Source organism: Leptothermofonsia sp. ETS-13 (assembly GCF_049200465.1).
GTDB lineage: Bacteria > Cyanobacteriota > Cyanobacteriia > Leptolyngbyales > Leptolyngbyaceae > Leptothermofonsia.
The window spans coordinates 5,458,894-5,475,826 of record NZ_CP120836.1 but is presented as its reverse complement, the minus strand read 5'-3'; the positions used below and the strand labels follow the sequence as shown (position 1 = coordinate 5,475,826).

General features: G+C 48.6%; 18 protein-coding genes. 15 read left to right on the top strand and 3 right to left on the bottom strand.

The window, feature by feature from the left end; all coding sequences use genetic code 11:
* Positions 1-196: 196 nt before the first annotated feature.
* Complete coding sequence (locus P4D80_RS24960; RefSeq protein ID WP_421656748.1) at positions 197-2,095, top strand: diflavin flavoprotein; 1,899 nt, start codon at positions 197-199, stop codon at positions 2,093-2,095.
* A 53-nt stretch (positions 2,096-2,148) separates the two neighbouring features.
* On the opposite strand, the gene P4D80_RS24955 is transcribed toward P4D80_RS24960, so the two are convergent.
* Positions 2,149-3,147: a hypothetical protein gene (locus tag P4D80_RS24955; RefSeq protein ID WP_421656747.1), complete on the bottom strand. Its 999-nt coding sequence runs from the start codon at positions 3,145-3,147 to the stop codon at positions 2,149-2,151.
* Positions 3,148-3,761: 614 nt separating this feature from the next.
* Positions 3,762-4,481, bottom strand: coding sequence for an ABC transporter ATP-binding protein (locus tag P4D80_RS24950; protein WP_421656746.1), 720 nt, complete (start codon positions 4,479-4,481; stop codon positions 3,762-3,764).
* 100 nt (positions 4,482-4,581) lie between these two features.
* Between P4D80_RS24950 and P4D80_RS24945 the strand changes: the two genes are divergently transcribed.
* Positions 4,582-5,250, top strand: a complete 669-nt coding sequence (locus tag P4D80_RS24945) for an SDR family oxidoreductase (RefSeq protein WP_421656745.1) — start codon at positions 4,582-4,584, stop codon at positions 5,248-5,250.
* Here the strand turns inward: P4D80_RS24945 and P4D80_RS24940 are convergent.
* A complete protein-coding gene (locus P4D80_RS24940) occupies positions 5,237-5,686 on the bottom strand; it encodes a hypothetical protein (RefSeq protein ID WP_421656744.1) in 450 nt (149 codons plus the stop codon). The genes P4D80_RS24945 and P4D80_RS24940 overlap by 14 nt on opposite strands.
* Before the next feature lie 84 nt (positions 5,687-5,770).
* Here P4D80_RS24940 and petN point away from each other — a divergent pair, with 84 nt between their 5' ends.
* The 13 genes from petN to P4D80_RS24875 all read left to right on the top strand — a co-directional run bounded on the left by petN (position 5,771) and on the right by P4D80_RS24875 (position 16,928).
* Positions 5,771-5,860, top strand: coding sequence for a cytochrome b6-f complex subunit PetN (gene petN, locus P4D80_RS24935; protein WP_421656743.1), 90 nt, complete (start codon positions 5,771-5,773; stop codon positions 5,858-5,860).
* A 2-nt stretch (positions 5,861-5,862) separates the two neighbouring features.
* The gene (locus tag P4D80_RS24930; RefSeq protein WP_421656742.1) at positions 5,863-6,036 is read left to right on the top strand and encodes a hypothetical protein; all 174 of its coding nucleotides are present in this window, start codon (positions 5,863-5,865) and stop codon (positions 6,034-6,036) included.
* A 141-nt stretch (positions 6,037-6,177) separates the two neighbouring features.
* The gene (locus tag P4D80_RS24925; RefSeq protein WP_421656741.1) at positions 6,178-6,648 is read left to right on the top strand and encodes a hypothetical protein; all 471 of its coding nucleotides are present in this window, start codon (positions 6,178-6,180) and stop codon (positions 6,646-6,648) included.
* A gap of 159 nt (positions 6,649-6,807) precedes the next feature.
* Positions 6,808-7,293, top strand: a complete 486-nt coding sequence (locus tag P4D80_RS24920) for a hypothetical protein (protein WP_421656740.1) — start codon at positions 6,808-6,810, stop codon at positions 7,291-7,293.
* Between the two features lie 128 nt (positions 7,294-7,421).
* On the top strand, positions 7,422-7,976 hold the full coding sequence (locus P4D80_RS24915; RefSeq protein ID WP_421656739.1) for a hypothetical protein: 555 nt from the start codon (positions 7,422-7,424) through the stop codon (positions 7,974-7,976).
* A 124-nt stretch (positions 7,977-8,100) separates the two neighbouring features.
* A complete protein-coding gene (locus P4D80_RS24910; protein WP_421656738.1) occupies positions 8,101-9,750 on the top strand; it encodes a S8 family peptidase in 1,650 nt (549 codons plus the stop codon).
* Between the two features lie 599 nt (positions 9,751-10,349).
* A complete protein-coding gene (locus tag P4D80_RS24905) occupies positions 10,350-10,811 on the top strand; it encodes a hypothetical protein (RefSeq protein WP_421656737.1) in 462 nt (153 codons plus the stop codon).
* A gap of 507 nt (positions 10,812-11,318) precedes the next feature.
* Positions 11,319-11,891 (top strand): Uma2 family endonuclease, encoded by a 573-nt coding sequence (locus tag P4D80_RS24900; RefSeq protein WP_421656736.1) that lies wholly within the window; start codon positions 11,319-11,321, stop codon positions 11,889-11,891.
* Positions 11,878-12,153 carry a hypothetical protein gene (locus tag P4D80_RS24895; protein WP_421656735.1) on the top strand — a complete coding sequence of 92 codons (276 nt, stop codon included), beginning with the start codon at positions 11,878-11,880 and terminating at the stop codon, positions 12,151-12,153. Before P4D80_RS24900 ends, P4D80_RS24895 begins: the two co-directional genes overlap by 14 nt.
* A 243-nt stretch (positions 12,154-12,396) precedes the next feature.
* Positions 12,397-13,314, top strand: coding sequence for an ABC transporter permease (locus tag P4D80_RS24890; protein WP_421656734.1), 918 nt, complete (start codon positions 12,397-12,399; stop codon positions 13,312-13,314).
* Positions 13,315-13,596: 282 nt separating this feature from the next.
* Complete coding sequence (locus P4D80_RS24885; protein WP_421656733.1) at positions 13,597-14,895, top strand: ABC transporter ATP-binding protein; 1,299 nt, start codon at positions 13,597-13,599, stop codon at positions 14,893-14,895.
* 63 nt (positions 14,896-14,958) lie between these two features.
* A complete protein-coding gene (locus tag P4D80_RS24880; protein WP_421656732.1) occupies positions 14,959-16,257 on the top strand; it encodes a polysaccharide pyruvyl transferase family protein in 1,299 nt (432 codons plus the stop codon).
* Positions 16,254-16,928, top strand: a complete 675-nt coding sequence (locus P4D80_RS24875; protein ID WP_421656731.1) for a cytidylyltransferase domain-containing protein — start codon at positions 16,254-16,256, stop codon at positions 16,926-16,928. Before P4D80_RS24880 ends, P4D80_RS24875 begins: the two co-directional genes overlap by 4 nt.
* Positions 16,929-16,933: the final 5 nt, after the last annotated feature.

Sequence of the window (16,933 nt, the reverse complement as noted above, 5' to 3'; positions counted from 1 at the left end):
GTTAGACAGCGTAAGACCTTCACCGTCTTTCCCGATACCTGCTACATCTAACGCTTTCCTGACTTTATCACTTCCCATTTCTCCATCATCCCCATCCCCCTATCATCCATTCCTTCCTTCCCTCACCTGCCACCTAACTTCCCTCTTTCCTCTTTCTTTCTTCCTCGCCCCCTGGCCCCTCTCCTCCCTATTTCCCATGTCTTCTAACCCTCTTCTCAAAGCTTTTGCTGGACTGGTCAAACCGTTCCAGTCCTCTTCAATCTCTGAGTCCCAGCAAGACACTCCGCAAAATGTGGCTACAGGGCATGCACCGTCTGTTTCCAGAAGCCGGGATGTTCAGGTGGCGGAAGTTGGCGAAAACACCCTCGTACTGCGATCGCGCACCTGGGATCGGCTCAAATTTGAAATTGAATACGCCCGCCAGAAAGGTACTACTGCAAATGCCTACCTGATTCAGGCACGGGAAACTGCACTGATTGATCCACCGGGGGAGTCATTTACGGATTTGTTTCTGGACGAGCTTCAGCAGCATCAGTATCTTCAACGGCTGAACTATGTGATTTTGAGTCACGTCAACCCCAACCGCATTGCTACCCTGAGGCGATTACTGGAATTAGCCCCCTACGCCACGGTCATCTGCTCCAAGCCCGGTGCGATTACCCTTCGATCAACCCTGACGAATCAATCAACCTCTGCGGTGATTGATGATGCAGCGTTAGACCTGGGGATCGAATATGCGACAAATCGGACCTTAAAGGTTCACATTGTCCGCGATGAGGAAGTGCTCGATCTGGGTGATGGGCATGAACTTCAGTTTCGCTTCGTTCCCACTCCCCGCCATCCCGATGCCCTATGCACTTACGATCCGGCAACCCGCATCCTCTTTACCGATAAACTGTTTGGAGCCCATGTTTGTGATGAATCCATCCTGGATGAACATTGGAAACACTATGAGGAAGATCGGCGGTATTACTTCGACTGCATCCATGCCGCTCAAGCCATCCAGGTTGAAACAGTACTTGATCGGCTATCGCGCTTATCTGTAAAAATGTACGCGCCTGCCCATGGTCCAATTGTGCGACACAGCCTCAGCCGCCTGACCCTGGAGTACCGCGAATGGTGCGCCCAACAGCAAAGTCAGGATGTCAACGTTGCCATGCTCTACACCTCAGCCTACGGCAATACGGCGACACTGGCTCAGGCGATCGCTAAAGGCATGATGGACGCAGGCGCAGCGGTTGAATCCATCAATTGTGAATTTGCCGACACCGAGGAAGTAAGCCGGGCGATTGATCGCTGTGATGGGTTTGTAATGGGTTCACCCACTCTGGGAGGTCACGCTCCGATTCAAATTCAAACAGCTTTGGGCATTGTGCTATCCCAGGCAGCCAAAACAAAGATAGCAGGAGTCTTTGGTTCCTATGGGTGGAGCGGCGAAGCGATCGATTTGCTGGAAAGTAAGCTTCAGGATGCAGGCTACCGCTTTGGATTTGACACGATTCGGGTGAAATTCAAGCCCACTGAAGAAACTCTCAATCAGTGTGAAGCGGCCGGGACTGAATTTGTTCAAACCCTGAAAAAGACCAAAAAAGCCCGTACCCCACGTCAGATGGCTGTGGAAGCCCAGACCGATCGCACCGCTCAGGCAGTTGGGCGAGTTATTGGCTCTATCTGCCTGATCACAGCCAGAAAAGATGGCACCCAAATTGGCGTCCTCACCTCCTGGGTTTCGCAGGCCAGCTTTGATCCGCCCGGAATCACAATCTCTGTCAGAAAGGATGGAGTGGGGGCAATGCTGGCATCGGCGGGTGAACAATTCGTTCTCAACCTGTTTCAAGAAGGAAAAACTATTCCCCGTCATTTCTTGAGGCCCCAGGTTCCAGGGGAAGATCGCTTTGCAGGCGTTGCCATTCAGGACGCGGCTAATGGATGTCCCATTCTGACCGATGCGTTGGCCTATCTGGAGTGTACAGTGCAAAACCGGATGGAGTGCGGCGACCATTGGCTAATTTATGCCACCGTTGACAGTGGCAAAGTCATGGATTCCACCAGCGTAACCGCTGTCAATCACCGTAAGTCAGGAAGTCAGTATTGATCCAGTTTTGATGAAGGCAACAGGCGACAAGCGGCCCCCTGTTGCCAGTTGTCTTAAATATTGACTACCTGCGCTTCCCGATCGCGATAGGTTTCAATGTTGACAGTTTTGGGGGCGATCGCAGGCTCCTCATCGTTCAGCCAAAATTTCAAATGAGCCCCCTCTACAACAATCTCACCAATGGCGGTAGTAATGTAGAGCTTGCCTTGACGAAACTTCAACACTTGTCTCAAGTCGGGGCGAGTGGTTGAATTTTCCGAATTCTCGTTTTCGCCATTTCCTGAAAGACTGCCCCGTACTGCTGATGAGGCGAGTGGAGGCAAATCTTTGCCGACAAATGCAGTTCGTCCGGGGGATTGGCGAAAAACGGGTTTATTGAGATTAGGCTGATTGGGTGGAGCAATGGGTAGAGCTTGCGGCAACTTCTCTGCTGCTTGATTCTCGGCTGTTTGATCGGACTCCTTGCTCAGCCAGACAATTAGCTCCGATCCCTGATACACAAACTCGGAGACGAGCGTAGTGATAAATAACGTTCTGTGGCTGCAAACAATCTCTCGAATGGGATACCAGGTATTTCTGCAAAAAATCACGAGATCAGTCTGAATGTTGTTGCGATTTCCCTGACGGACCTTGGTCCACCACTCCTTCCATAGAAATCTTGCTTCCGTGCAGTTTAGTTTATAGCCATCGGGAATCTGACTCCGCTCATATTTAGTAAACTTTGATGTTTCAGAGGGGTTCATTGGAATAAAGCAGTTTTCAACCAGAACCCGATGTATCAGGTTATAGTACTCCGATCCCCGTCTTACCAGTACCGTAGGCAAATTGTTTGGGGTTTTAAACGTTGCCAGCAAACCACCTCGCCTGGCAAGCAGTTGAACAGAGTCAAACGCAGGCTCAATTCGCAAATTTTGATTAGACGCGAGTGCCCCCTCTCGCTTGACAAACTGAAGAATTAAAGCGGCATCATCGAAGGTATTCATAGCTGGCAGTACTTTAGGAGCGATAGACACCCGTTCAATGGTGGTGTAGTCAATAAAACGTGTAGTCAATAAAACCAGGAATCAATAAAACCAGGAAAAGGATAATAGCCGACGCCTATCAGATTCTGCTACAACTAGTGGTTCACCACAGGAACTTTGCCTGGTTATCTAAACCCGGGAAAATAAATTTACGGGGTTTTGAAGGGTTGTAAACCCTTCAAAATCTGCTTAGCAAACTAGTAGTGTTGCAAACAATAAATTTTGCAACATGTGGGAGTGGGGGGCTTTACCCCCTTCAAACTTCACCCCCTTCAAAACTTTTGTTTTGATCTACTAGCCTTGCCAACCTCTGCCAGGGCAATTCACTACAGAGGCTAAAATGATTTTGCAGTGGCCGGGTACTTTTGTAACCAGACACCTATTACCTGCGCCGTTATTCAGTTACACCTTAGGGGCAGAAATGAGGGGGTAAACAGCTTGCGGAATTCGGTCCTCACACTGACACGAGAAAAGTTCTGCAAGAGGCTTAACAGGAAGATGAGACTTAGCCAATGCGATTCAAATACTGTTCGTCTCCTCTACGTACAATCATAGAGTCTGGTAGAGAACCTGACCTTCCCTTCACCCAGTCTTTGCGAAGATTCACTCAATTCTGAGTAAACGATAAAGCGGCTTCTGATTCACTACCCCAAATATGCCTGCTTCACGCGTTCATCATCCAGCAACTTTGCTGCTTCCCCAGTCAGGGTGATCCGACCAGCTTCCAGAACATACCCCCGATTGGCATGCTGAAGGGCAAGGTTTGCGTTTTGCTCAACCAGTAGAATCGTGACACCAGCGGTGTGCAGGTTTTGAATAATGGAGAAGATCTCGCGCACGATCGCCGGAGCTAAGCCCAGGCTGGGTTCATCCAACAGCAGCAATTTGGGACGGCTCATGAGGGCACGGGCGATCGCCAGCATCTGCTGTTCGCCGCCACTGAGGGTGCCCGCCAGTTGATTACGACGTTCTGCCAGGCGGGGAAAGGTGAGGAACTGCTGTTCAATATCCGCCTTAATACTGGAGCGATCGCGGCGACTGTAGGCCCCAAGCTCCAGATTATCCAGCACCGTTTGGCGGGCCAGAACTCGCCGCCCTTCGGGGCTATGAGCAATTCCCATTTGAACCACTTCATGGGCTCGGCAGCGGGTAATATTTCGCCCATTGTAAAGAATCTGCCCGGCACGGATATTCACAATGCGGGAGATGGCTCGTAGGGTGGTACTTTTGCCTGCGCCATTAGCCCCAATTAAAGTAATCACCTCACCGGGATAGATGACTATGTCAATCGCCTGCAACGCCTGAATACCACCATAGTTAACGCTTAATTGTTTAATCTCTAGTAGGGGCAAAGAGTCTTGCATAGGGTCAGTACCAGGATGATTGCGATCGCGTCATATCTGCTAGAACAGATAGAGATTACGGACTCCTGTAGAATTTAGCCAGTAGGAAAATCATAATCACATGACTGGTGCCATCTTTCTAGCTGGAGCAAGCCGTGGAGTTGGGCGGGAAATTGCCCGACTTTTAGCAGCTCAAAATCAGAAGGTCATCGCTCTTCTGCGTTCCGATGTGGCCCGTGAAGACCTGGAAGCAATCGGCATTTCCATCAGGATGGGAGATGCTTTGAATGCTGAGGCCGTAGAACAGGCGATGCTGAGCAAACCTGTTGAAACGGTAATCAGCACAATCGGGGGGAAACCAACCGATGGTGAACGCTCAGACTTCAAAGGGAATCGTAACTTGATTGATGCAGCGGTGAAAGCTGGAGTTAAGAAATTTATTTTGGTGACTTCCATCGGTACGGGTGATAGTGCGCCTGCGCTTCCTCTCCAGGCAATGGAAACGCTGGGTCCCGTTCTGGCAGAGAAGGAACAAGCCGAAAATCATCTACTTGAAAGCGGGCTGACCTACACCATCATTCGACCAGGGGGGCTGAGGTCTGAGCCCCCGAAAGGGGAAGGTATTTTGACTGAAAACCCGCTCATTGCAGGCACGATTCACCGGGCGGATGTGGCAGAACTGGTCTGTCGGTGTCTGACGGCTGAACAAACAAATAATAAGATTTTGTCAGCAGTGGGACGAACAACGATCTTCGGCAGTCCCCAGTTTGAGGAATTTAACTTGACTTGAAGGTTTGCAACCAACCTTTTGCCAGTGCCCAATCTAGAAAAAACCGGGCGATCACAAACAGCAGAATGCTTTCGACAGTCAACACTATAAACGGTAGCAGGGTTTTCCACAGATTCAAGCCTACCTCTACCTGGGCCAATCCTCGCACCAGCCCAAAGGCCAGAACTGCCCCTGATTTCAGGTGTGGATTGTTATCTTGACGAATAATGTAGCGGTAGGTAGCCCCAAACAGGAATCCAGAGAGAACGGCAATTCCGGTACTCAGGATGAGGTTGACAAGGATTGTAGACGATGGCAGGTCGGCGAACAAGACAAATGGCAGCGATCGCAGCCAACTTGTGGCCAGCATTAAGCCAGCAAATGCAAACCCGGTTGCCAGAGCTCCCAATAATCCCGCTTTCAGCGACTCTAATCGTTCAGTTAAGCTCGTTTCCACCTCACCCAATCCCTTCATTCTGTGCCAACTTTGAATTATGATTGATTTTGAACTAATGTTGTAACGATTGTTTTACATACGCTCATGGATATTTTGACACTCGGTTGGGTTGGGCTTCTGGTAGTGTTTACCTTCTCTATTGCACTGGTCGTTTGGGGTCGCAACGGTTTCTAACGGTGGAATCCACAGCATTAAGTGTTCTTGCTCTGATTGCGTTTGGCTTACTGGTAGCCGTGACTGGCGGGATTGTTTACCTGACACTGGCAGACTGGCGCGATCGCCGTCGTCGCGATCAGGCTACCCGTGGGGATCGCCCTACCCGCCGCAGCCACAGTAAGGCAAAACGGTAAAGCTTGTAAAAATCTACCCGGCCACTATTTCGTAAGGCACATGACCTGTGCTTAAATCTTCCTTAACATTCAGGGCATTATTATAGGCATCTCTAAATCGCCAGTCGTTCTAGCCGCCAGTTATGGTTAAGGAGAGATTTTATGCTAGAGGGAATTCAGGAGCCAATCTTTTTAAATGGGTTTGCGGTGGGGGAGCTGACCGGACGCCTCAAGCATCAGGCTCCAAAACAAATCAAAGAGTGGATTTCTCTGAGTAGGCTCAACGATTTTAAGGGAACTTTGAGAAAGTACAATTACACCATCACTGGAGTCACAGCTCATCCCTCCGATCCATCTCAGGTATTCATGGTTGCTGAGAAAACGGCAGAGGGGAAGAACCCGAATCTGGTTCAGGCATTTACCCAGAGCGATCGCTTCATGGATGGCTGGGAGGCTGGTTGTCTTCACAGCCAGTTGCACTACGAACAGCCTGCTCAGATTGAACAGTGGGTTAAGGTTAACAACCTTGATGCGATTCAGCAGGTACTGGATCAGCATGGATATACCATCATCTCCATGCGCATTCATCCCCAGGATAAGCGCTGGACCATGCTGAATGCTCGCAAGGGTTAATCCCCATGAGTATTGGATCGTAGTGAATTAGGAAGAGTACCCTTGCTGGGTACTGCCGCATTCTTGGTTAGTCAGTCACTATAGATTTGTTCGAGCAAGGCAAAACCCAAGTTTGAACAAATCAAAAAACAAAACATTGACTAACAGGAACGCAAAACTATGTCTGAATCTATTCTACCTCTGACAACCATCCGTCCCGACAAAGGACAGATTAAAGGAACTGCAGAGTCTGAGATGGAACTGTGCTGCCATCCGACCTATGTGAAGGTTAACTCCTTGACTATAGAGTCTGATGAATGCGGTGTTGACACCGTTTTCGACGCTAACAAGCCTTTCCGTGTGAACTCCGAAATCGAGTTCTACGGTTCGGGTGCATTGGCATTGATGGCGCTGAACGTACCCATTCAAGTTACCTACACCGCTGAATCTTATGGTCCTGGCACCGAGGCTGTTATCGCAGAGGTTAAGTTCAATACCTCCGCCGGTAAGCTGGTTTACACCGCAGCCGCTACTGTTCCTGCTGGCACACTGGATGGAGACAAACTCTATCGCATCAGCATGCTGTTCCGCATGGGTGCTGAAGGTCCTCGCCTCTCCATCGCTAACGGGTTCATCTCTGGCATCCTGGTTCAAGCTTACGAATAACTCGGTTTTTGACCCAAGGATTGGGAAGTCTGCCAACAACCTAGACCTCCCCCAGTAACCTGACCAGACTGGCGGGTGCCTCCTCCGGTGCCTGCCAGTTTTGACAAAAGCGAACCGAGGATATCCCCATGAATGACTCCCAAACTTTTTCGGCTGACTTGCAATGTACTCTTTCAAACCTGCAGGCACTCAGTATTCAAAATCCGACAACCACCCAACTGGAAAACTGTGAGCCGTTTCAACTGAGTGTCACCATCACCTTTAGCGACACAGCCAGTGGACATTTGATCAATCTACTTTTGCCCTTAGGACTGGCAATCCGGGTTAATTTCAGTGCTCGCTCCTTTAGTGGCCCCGGTCCTGAAATTGATCTGGGTTATGCAACGCTTACAACTGAGGCAGGAGTGCTGTCCTACACTCCAACATTGAAGATTGAGGGTGGACCAGAATCAGTCGGACTCGACTCCAATACGATTTACCAGATTAAGGCGATCGCCCGCGTGGGCCATGCCCCTTTCTCAATCCCTGCTTTGGGACGAGGCTTTATCAATGGTTTGGATCTACCTGTCGGTACACCTGAAGTTGTAACCGAACTTGCTGAAGAACCCAAAGCGGAGCCTGAAGCCACCAAAACTCCGACAACAAGTCGGACCAGGAAGTCAGGAGCCAGGAGCCAGAAGTGAGTAGGGAAGTGAGAGAGTGGATGGGTGGATGAATAGATGAGTTTGAGTTTTCACCTTACACCTCACTTAACTAACAACTAACAACCAACAACTAACTGTCCTCTCACAAAGGCAGGAATTCACCATGGCTGAGCAATCAACACCTCCTAAAGCGGAACATCCGGGCAACTACCTCTGGCGGAATGGGCAGCGAATTGAATTGGAGAAAGAGGGCGATCGCTTCACCCTGGTTATTCCTGACTCCAAACAGGTGGAGCAACTCCACAAAATGACTGGGATTCAGGAAATTAAATCAATTTCGCGTAAACAGTTACGGCTTAAAACAAGCCCTGAATTCCTTGAAGGCACAATGGCAGCATTGCGGTCTGAGCCTGCATTTTCTGGTGCGATCGCCCACCATGCCTACCATCCCAAGGATTCCGAAGGCACCATCTATTACATCACCGATAAAATCATCGTGCGGTTCAGGGAAGAAACAACTCCTGCAGAAATCGACGCAATTCTAAATACCTATCACCTGACTAAACTCAAACATTACGATTGGCTTTCCAATACTTACCTGGTGCAAGTCACCTCTGCCAGTGGCGAAAATCCAATTAAAATCGCTAATAGACTAATGCAGGAAGTAAAAATTGTCTCCGCTGAACCCAGCCTGATCAACCGCTTTCTACCCGCCAATCTGCCCGGCGATGAACTTTTTGGCAAACAGTGGAATCTGCAATCGGTCAAAGCGCCCAAAGCCTGGGAAATGACTCGCGGCGATCGCAGCATCGTTGTTGCCATCATTGACGATGGATTTGACTTGAGCCACCCGGACTTACAGGGTAATGGCAAGATAGTGTCTCCAATAGACTATGCTGATGAAGACGATTATCCCTTTCCCGAAGCAGGAAATTTTCACGGTACACCCTGTGCTGGCATTGCGATCGCAGAATGGAACGGAGTAGGCATTGTGGGAGCGGCTCCCGATTGCGCTTTTATGCCAGTACGATTCCAGTTCCCCAACCGGGGCGAAGACCATCGCCTGATTGAAATTTTCAAGGAAGTGGGCGATCGCAGTGATGTCATCTCTTGCAGTTGGGGTCCCCCTCCCGTTGACTGGCCCCTTTCAGAAGCCCTATCCGCAACGTTAGACCATGTGGCAACAGCAGGAGGGCGACGGGGTAAAGGCTGTGTTATCTGCTTTGCGGCTGGAAACTACAACGCACCCATCAATGCTTCCCAGGTTGAAAATTTTCGCTGGCTCCATCCGGAAGCAGGCGAACAGAGAACCACCGGGCGAATCTTGAATGGATTTGCCACCCATCCCCAGGTGATTTCAGCGGCAGCTTCCACCAGTTTTGACCAGCACGCTGCCTACAGCAATTGGGGAGCCGAAATCAGTGTCTGTGCCCCTAGCAATAATTCTCACCCAACTAAGCCCAATCGGCGACTCCCTGGCGAACCGATCTGGACCATCGATAACGAGCCATCTGGCAATGGCTTTTCTCCCAATAGCCGCTACACTAATCAGTTTGGAGGAACCTCCAGTGCGGCCCCTTTAGTGGCGGGAATTGCCGCTCTCGTTCTGTCTGCCAACCCGGAATTGAGGGCTGCCGATGTGAAGGAGATTTTGCAAACCACTGCCGATAAGATTACAGACATCAGTCCAGACATAGCCGGAATAAACCGGGGAGTCTATGGACTGAACGGTCGCTGTGATTGGTTTGGCTTTGGTAAAGTCAATGCCGCCAGAGCGGTAGCAGAGGCTCTGCGACGGAGAAACTCCCACTAATGGGAAGCTGCCTGCATGAGCACCCAAGCCAATATCACTTCCCTGACCTGCCAACTCACCCCTCTGGTTGCTCTTAGCATCCACTCTGTTCCGCTTCCACTGCTTGAGCGATGATCTAGCCAACGCCTTTACGAACCAGTTCAGTCAGAGCCTCGTTAAACGATGCGGATGATTCTGGAGGCTACCATGCAGGATGATTGTCGTTACTCATGGTGTATAGCGGTAGTCATTATGGTTAGGACGGGGTGCAGGGGTGGAACCCCTGGCTGGGGGCGAAGCCCCCACTCCCTCTCTAATTCCAATGTCCTAACGCACCTGCGTAGAGCTATATCCTCGGCTGGTCTTTGCTTATCCAGCAGGATACGCCCTTTTTTCTTCTCTGACCATACACCACTTCTGAGCATAGCTCTTGAGAGGTTTGAGTGATTCAAGTTGTTGACCAATGAGAATTCATTTATCCGGATATGCTTCTTAACAGACGGAAAAATGAAATGACTCACTGGTTTGATTTCTACCTATCCGTCTGGAGTTGGGCTTTGATGGTCGTTTGATCTCAGTCCCTCCACTGTAACCTTCTTCCGTCTAAAGCCATATTAAGAATGGGGGAGGCCGTATTGCAGAAGAGGTGTGCCCGAAATCGAAAGCGATCGCAGCGGCGATCGATTTTTTGTCCGATTCATGGTTGTTATCTCGACAGTGTGAGTCAGAAGTATCCCCTCTTTGCTGACCAGGCTGGACAACTACAACAGCGGGGCATGAACCGACGAAATGCATTGCTACTGGTGCGGTCAGAAACTGCTGTGCCACTGGTTGGCGAATGGCTGGAGGCATTCTGGTGTTCAGAGTGCCAGAAAACGAAGTGGTATCACATCCGTAAGCACGAAAGCACAGATTCTTCTAAAGCAGCGACCTATGATGTGGCAGTCGCGCCGACTGAACTCTGGCAACAGGCAACGGGGATGATTCACCCCAACGGCAATCCTTCAGTAGGAGAGTTTACCCGTCGCCATGCGCGGATGGTTGGGCATCGGGGTATTCAAGATTTTGTGTTTATAGGTTGATATAGCTGTCGCCAGATTGCTTAGGACATTGGCTTTATGCACCCTGTTCTAAGCCTGGTGGCTATAGCGATAGAGTGCAATCGAATATAGTGATTTTTGTTCGTGTGAAGACCCCCTCCGTTTTAATGGGCTATGGTGCATACATAAATGGATTGTTATTCAAAACTTGCTCAAACCGAACCCCCAACCCCTTTCCTCGTATAGCGGTTTTCATTTGAATGAGGTACGGGAGTGTGAGGTACAGTGGGGTGCAGGGCACTCTCACGGTACCTCACACCCTTGAAAAGAGCTATAGAGAAGAGGAGCTGGATTCAAAGCTCCTCTCCGACTCGGAGAGGGGTTTGGGGAGAGGTCAAAGGATTGTATGCACACGCCAGGTCTTAATGGGATATCCTTCACTTGAATGAGAATTGCTATACACTCAGGTTAAGCCGCAGTTACGGTTCAAAGCCCTGAGTTATGTACCAGACTAACCCCCCTCGTCCACTGCAAGAACCCCTCCCAACTATGTATGATCTTCCCAGCGAAGATCCGGAGGAACCTGGCTTGCCCGACGAGTTTCATCTGATTCAGCCTCGTTTGCTGGACGAAACCTGCCGCCCACCTAATTACGCACCGGATGCTATCTTTACGGCCAGTGATCTGAACCTTTACTATGACAGCCGCCATACGTTGTGGTACAAGCGCCCTGATTGGTTTTTAGTACTGGGAGTTGCGCGTGCTCAGCAGCAGGAGGAAATGCGCCTGAGCTATCTCATCTGGCAGGAAGGAGTTCCCCCCTTTCTGGTAATTGAGCTACTATCACCCGGTACAGAATCGGAGGATCTGGGAAAAAGCCTACGAGAAGTGAACCAGCCACCGACGAAATGGCAGGTATACGAGCAGATTTTGCGAGTTCCCTATTATGTGGTGTTCGATCGATATGTGAACCAATTGCAAGTATTTCAACTGGTTGCCACCCGCTACCAGGAAATTGCACTACCTGAGCAGCGGTTCTGGTTTGAGGAGATTGAATTAGGACTGGGGGGTATGGCAGGGGCGTTATCAGAATGCAGATGGGCTATGGTTGCGCTGGTATGATGCGGAGGGCAACTGGCTCCCTACAGCAGAGGAGCGATCGCAACAGGAACGACAACGGGCCGAACAGGAACAGCAACGGGCCGAACAGGAGCAGCAACGGGCTGAACAGGAACGGCAACGAGCCGAACAGGAACGGCAACGGGCCGAACAGGAACGGCAACGGGCCGAACAGGAACGACAACGGGCCGAACAGGAACGACAACGGGCAGAGATGTTAGCAGCTCGCTTGCGTGAGTTGGGCCTCGACCCAGAGCAACCGTAAGCAAATAGGACTGAACGCGAGTTTGGTTCTCCGGAATCCTAAAGACTCCGGAGAATTTAGGGTGGTGATTTAAACATCTTTCACCTCTGGCACCTGACCGCTGCTATACAAATCTTAAAGAATCTAAGAAGAAAGGGAATTTGTATTGGGATTCTCTCCTGATAGCCGATTTGGCAGACGTATAGGTTTAGAGGAATCACACCTCATGTATTTTCTAGAAACGTCACTGCTCAGGGGCAACTGATGAACGATCACAAACCGCAGCGAACGAATTCATCGGCGATCGCACATTCACCCATCTCTCCATCAGGTCGCCCCCATCAGGTTACTTATACCTCTGCAAGCTGGTTTCGGCAACCGGGACTCCCTATCTGGAAAAAGATGTGGAGAGACTTGCTGGCATCACGGGAACTGGCATGGCGATTGATGATTAAAGACCTGAGTGCACAATATCGTCAATCGGTATTTGGAATTGCCTGGGCATTTATTCCACCGATTATTCTGGCAGTGGGTTTTACGTTTGCTACTAATTCAAAAGTGATTAACATTGGCAAAACCGACATCCCCTATCCTGCCTATGTCATGCTTGGCACGATGTTGTGGCAGACATTTGTTGAAGCACTCAACGCTCCCATTCAAGCAGTCACGACTTCAAAGGGATTGCTGGCGAAGATTAATTTTCCCCGTGAGGCAATCATTCTAGCAAAGCTGGGGCAAGTCTTTTTCAACTTTGGCATCAAGATCATTCTGATTGCGGGTGTGTTTCTCTGGTTTCGGATTCCGGTGCCCTGGACGATCGTGATCGCACCAGTTGCTCTGCTTCATCTGATCTGGTTAGGGACTTTCATCGGGTTACTCCTAGCTCCCCTGGCAGGGTTATACAACGATGTGTCAAAGGCACTTCCATTGATTGTAGGTCCCTGGTTATTCTTGACACCAGTAGTGTTTCCAGTACCGAACGGTGGCACATTTGCCACGGTGGTAAGGCTCAACCCGGTGACTCCTTTGCTGGTGACAACACGGGAACTTGCCACAATAGGGGTTATTTCAGATCCTCAGGGATTCTGGATTGTCAGCGGGGTATCTATCGGCGGCCTGCTGGTTGCCTGGATTCTTTACCGGGTTGCAATGCCCTATGTCATTGAGCGAGTGAGTTCTTAAGCAAATATAGCTCTACGCAGGTGCGTTAGGACATTGGAATTAAAGAGGGAGTGGGGGCTTCGCCCCCAGCCAGGGATTCCACCCCTGCACCCCGTCCTAACCACAATGACTACCGCTATAAATTACAGCGTTTTTCATTTGAGTTTCTACACTTTGATAGGGATTAGGGACTGGAGGCCAGGAGCTAAAGTGTGGCTTAGACATTTGAAAATAGCTGTAAGTGGAACAAATTAGCACTGTCCTCGTTCCAAATAATGCAAGTGAGTTAGGGATCGATCCGTCATGGTTAAAACATTAAACCAGAATGACCAGGAGCAAATTTTGACAGCCGCTGATGACATCGTTTTGTCAGTGAATGGGGTGTCAAAAAAGTTTTGTCGAGATTTGAAGCGATCGCTGCTCTACGGTGTGCAGGATATTACCGCTGATCTGGTTGGGCTGCGAAAGGAAAGCGACCGTTTGCGCCCCAAGGAGTTTTGGGCGTTACAGAATGTCAGTTTTCAATTGCGCCGGGGAGAAGCCCTCGGTCTGGTGGGCAAAAATGGCAGCGGAAAGTCAACTCTACTGCGAGTAATTGCCGGTTTGATTAAGCCAGATACCGGATCAGTGGATGTGTATGGACGAATTGCACCACTGATCGCATTAAGTGCAGGGTTTAACCCAATTTTGACGGGGCGAGAAAACATTTATGCCAATATGTCAATTCTGGGCTTGTCTCAGCAAGAAATTGATGAGCGGTTTGATCAGGTTGTGGAGTTTGCTGAGATTGGGGACGCGATCGATGCTCCTGTACAGACTTACAGTTCTGGAATGACTGCCCGTCTTGGATTTGCCTGTGCAATCCATACTGAACCAGATATCTTGCTGATTGATGAAGTTCTGGCCGTTGGAGATGCAAAGTTTAGAAGCAAATGTACTCGTAAACTGGCTGAATTACGTGCAAAAGGTACCTCTTTTATATTTGTTAGCCATAACTCAATGGCAATTATGGCAGTATCTAATTCTGCAATATACTTGCAAAAAGGAGCATTAATTGCCTCTGGCTCACCTGAAAAGATTATTGAAATGTATGAGGAGGATTTATTCCTGAATAGTGTCAAGGTGATTCAAGGTGTAATGCATATTCCTGAAAAATCATCTACTAAAAGTTCTGGTATTGATATCACTTCTGTATATTTTCGAGATCAAAAAGGAAATATTCTCAACTCACTAAGAAGTGGTGAATCAGCAATTTTTTGCACCAGATTTAAAGCTCATCAAGGATTTAAGAATGTGAGTTTAAGAGTGGAAGTTCATGAGGTTAGTGGTGAGAATGAAACAGTTCTTTTCTTAAGCGGTTGGTTAGATCAGCAACTATTCGATGTTGTTCAAGGCACTCATGAGATTCAGATGCAGATGCCATATATTGGCTTCAAGCCAGGTGTTTATACTGCCAGTATCAATCTAAGAAAAGATTCCAACTATATTTTTGACACTATTGAGTCTTTTAACTTTGTGGTTAAAGGTGATTCGAGCATGAGTAAATGTAAATTTTATCAACCGAGGTCATGGGATTTGGTTTCAAACCTTGAAGAAGTATGATTATTATTAAATGCTTGAGATAAAGGCTCTGTTTACAACTCCTTACAAGGAATCCTAGTTGTGATGAAAGTTTTCTTTGTCAACGATACGTCAGATTCAAAAAACTGGGGTTGTAGGGCAACAACAGGTGCTCTACGGAGGATGGTAAATGAAACTGGAATAGTTGATATTACTCATACGCTATATCTCAAGCGGATGTCTCTTTCTGAAAGATACATCAGTTCAAACTTTAAAGAGATTGAGGATATTTTCACATCAATTTTTGAGCATCTCCCAACAGGGAAAAGCCTTACACGATATGTCCAGCAAAGGTGGATTGGACCTCGCTGGAATCGAATAGCTGGTGCAAGAGATGTGATACCAAATTTCTTTGAAGAATTTCCTATTTTTGCTCAGAAAATGCTTTCAGGTGAAATTCTTCAACTTGAGAGAAAAGCACTTGAAGAATGCGATTTGGTTTTCATCAATGGGGAAGGAAGTATTTACGATCGCCAACGAAAAGGGCGCATGATGTTATTTATTGCCTACCTGGCAAAAGTTCATTTTGGCAAACCGTGCGTATTAGCGAATCACACGGCTGATGTTCATGATCCAATCATGGCTGAAATGGTGGCGCAGGTTTATCCCCTACTGGATGATGTAATATTCCGCGAGCCATTGTCAGCAGAAGCCTGTCAAGCATTTGTAAGAGAAGATAATTCAGCATTAGCTGCTGATGCAGCATTTACCTATCAACCAGTTGAAAAAACATTGTTGGCTTCTTTAGGATCACGTGATGGCTATTTCAGCATTCATCCTGATTCGGCATCGGGGTTTAATCCATCTCAACCCTACATCTGTGTTGGTGGCAGTTCAATTTATCTCAGGCGCGATCGCCCAAGCTATGATCCAATTCCGGGTTTCAAAATTCTTTGTGAAAAGTTGCGACAATATGTTGCGCCTGTAGTGCTCACTGCACCTGACCCAGTCGATGAAAAAATCTTTCGTCCGATTGCACAAGAGTTGAATCTACCCCTAATTTCACTAACAACCCCTACCCAGCAGGCGGTAGACATTTTGGGAAATGCAGATGTTTATATCAGTGGTAGATGGCATCCAAGTATTCTGGCCTTAACAGGTGGAACGCCCATTGTCACATTCACTGCAAATACATATAAAACTCAAGCACTGGTTCAACAGATGGGGCTTGATGCTCCGACCTTCGATGCACTCAATTTGCACAAAGAAGCAGGAGATGTTGTCGATCTCGCCAAGTTCTATCTGGACCAGGGAGAAAGCCTGCGCAGCAAAATCCGTAGTCAGGCTGAAATGATGGCTCAACTGGCCCAGAAGAATGTTCGTTATTTGAAGAATCAACTGTGAGCATTATCGCCCTTATTCCTGCCCGTGGAGGATCCAAAGGTGTTCCTGGTAAGAACATCCGTATGTTAGCGGGTAAACCCCTGATTGCCCATTCCATTCTGGATTGCAAAGAATCTCAATTAATCGATCGCGTCTATGTCTCCACCGATGACCCCGAAATTGCTGAAGTCTCCTTAGCGTATGGAGCCAAGATCATCGACCGTCCAGCCGAACTGGCAAGCGATACAGCCTCTTCCGAATCTGCTCTCCTGCATGCACTGACCACCATTGAAACTACAGGGATTACTCCTGAACTGGTAGTGTTCTTGCAATGCACCTCTCCCTTGAGGAGTGGCACCGACATTGACCGGGCAATTACTCAACTGCGCCAGGAAAATGCCGACTCATTGCTGTCCGTATCCCCCAACCATCGCTTTCTGTGGGAACAAGTGGATGGTGTTGCCAGGTCAATCAACTATGACTATCGCAACCGTCTACGCCGCCAGGATATGAATCCTCAATTTATGGAAAATGGCTCGATCTATGTCTTTAAACCCTGGGTGCTGAAAGAGTTAGGAAACCGTCTCGGTGGCAAAATTTCCCTGTTTGAAATGACCGAAGAACAGAGTTGGGAAATTGACTCAATTGCTGACTTTGAGTACATCGAATTTCTACTGAACAGACAGCCTTAACCTGT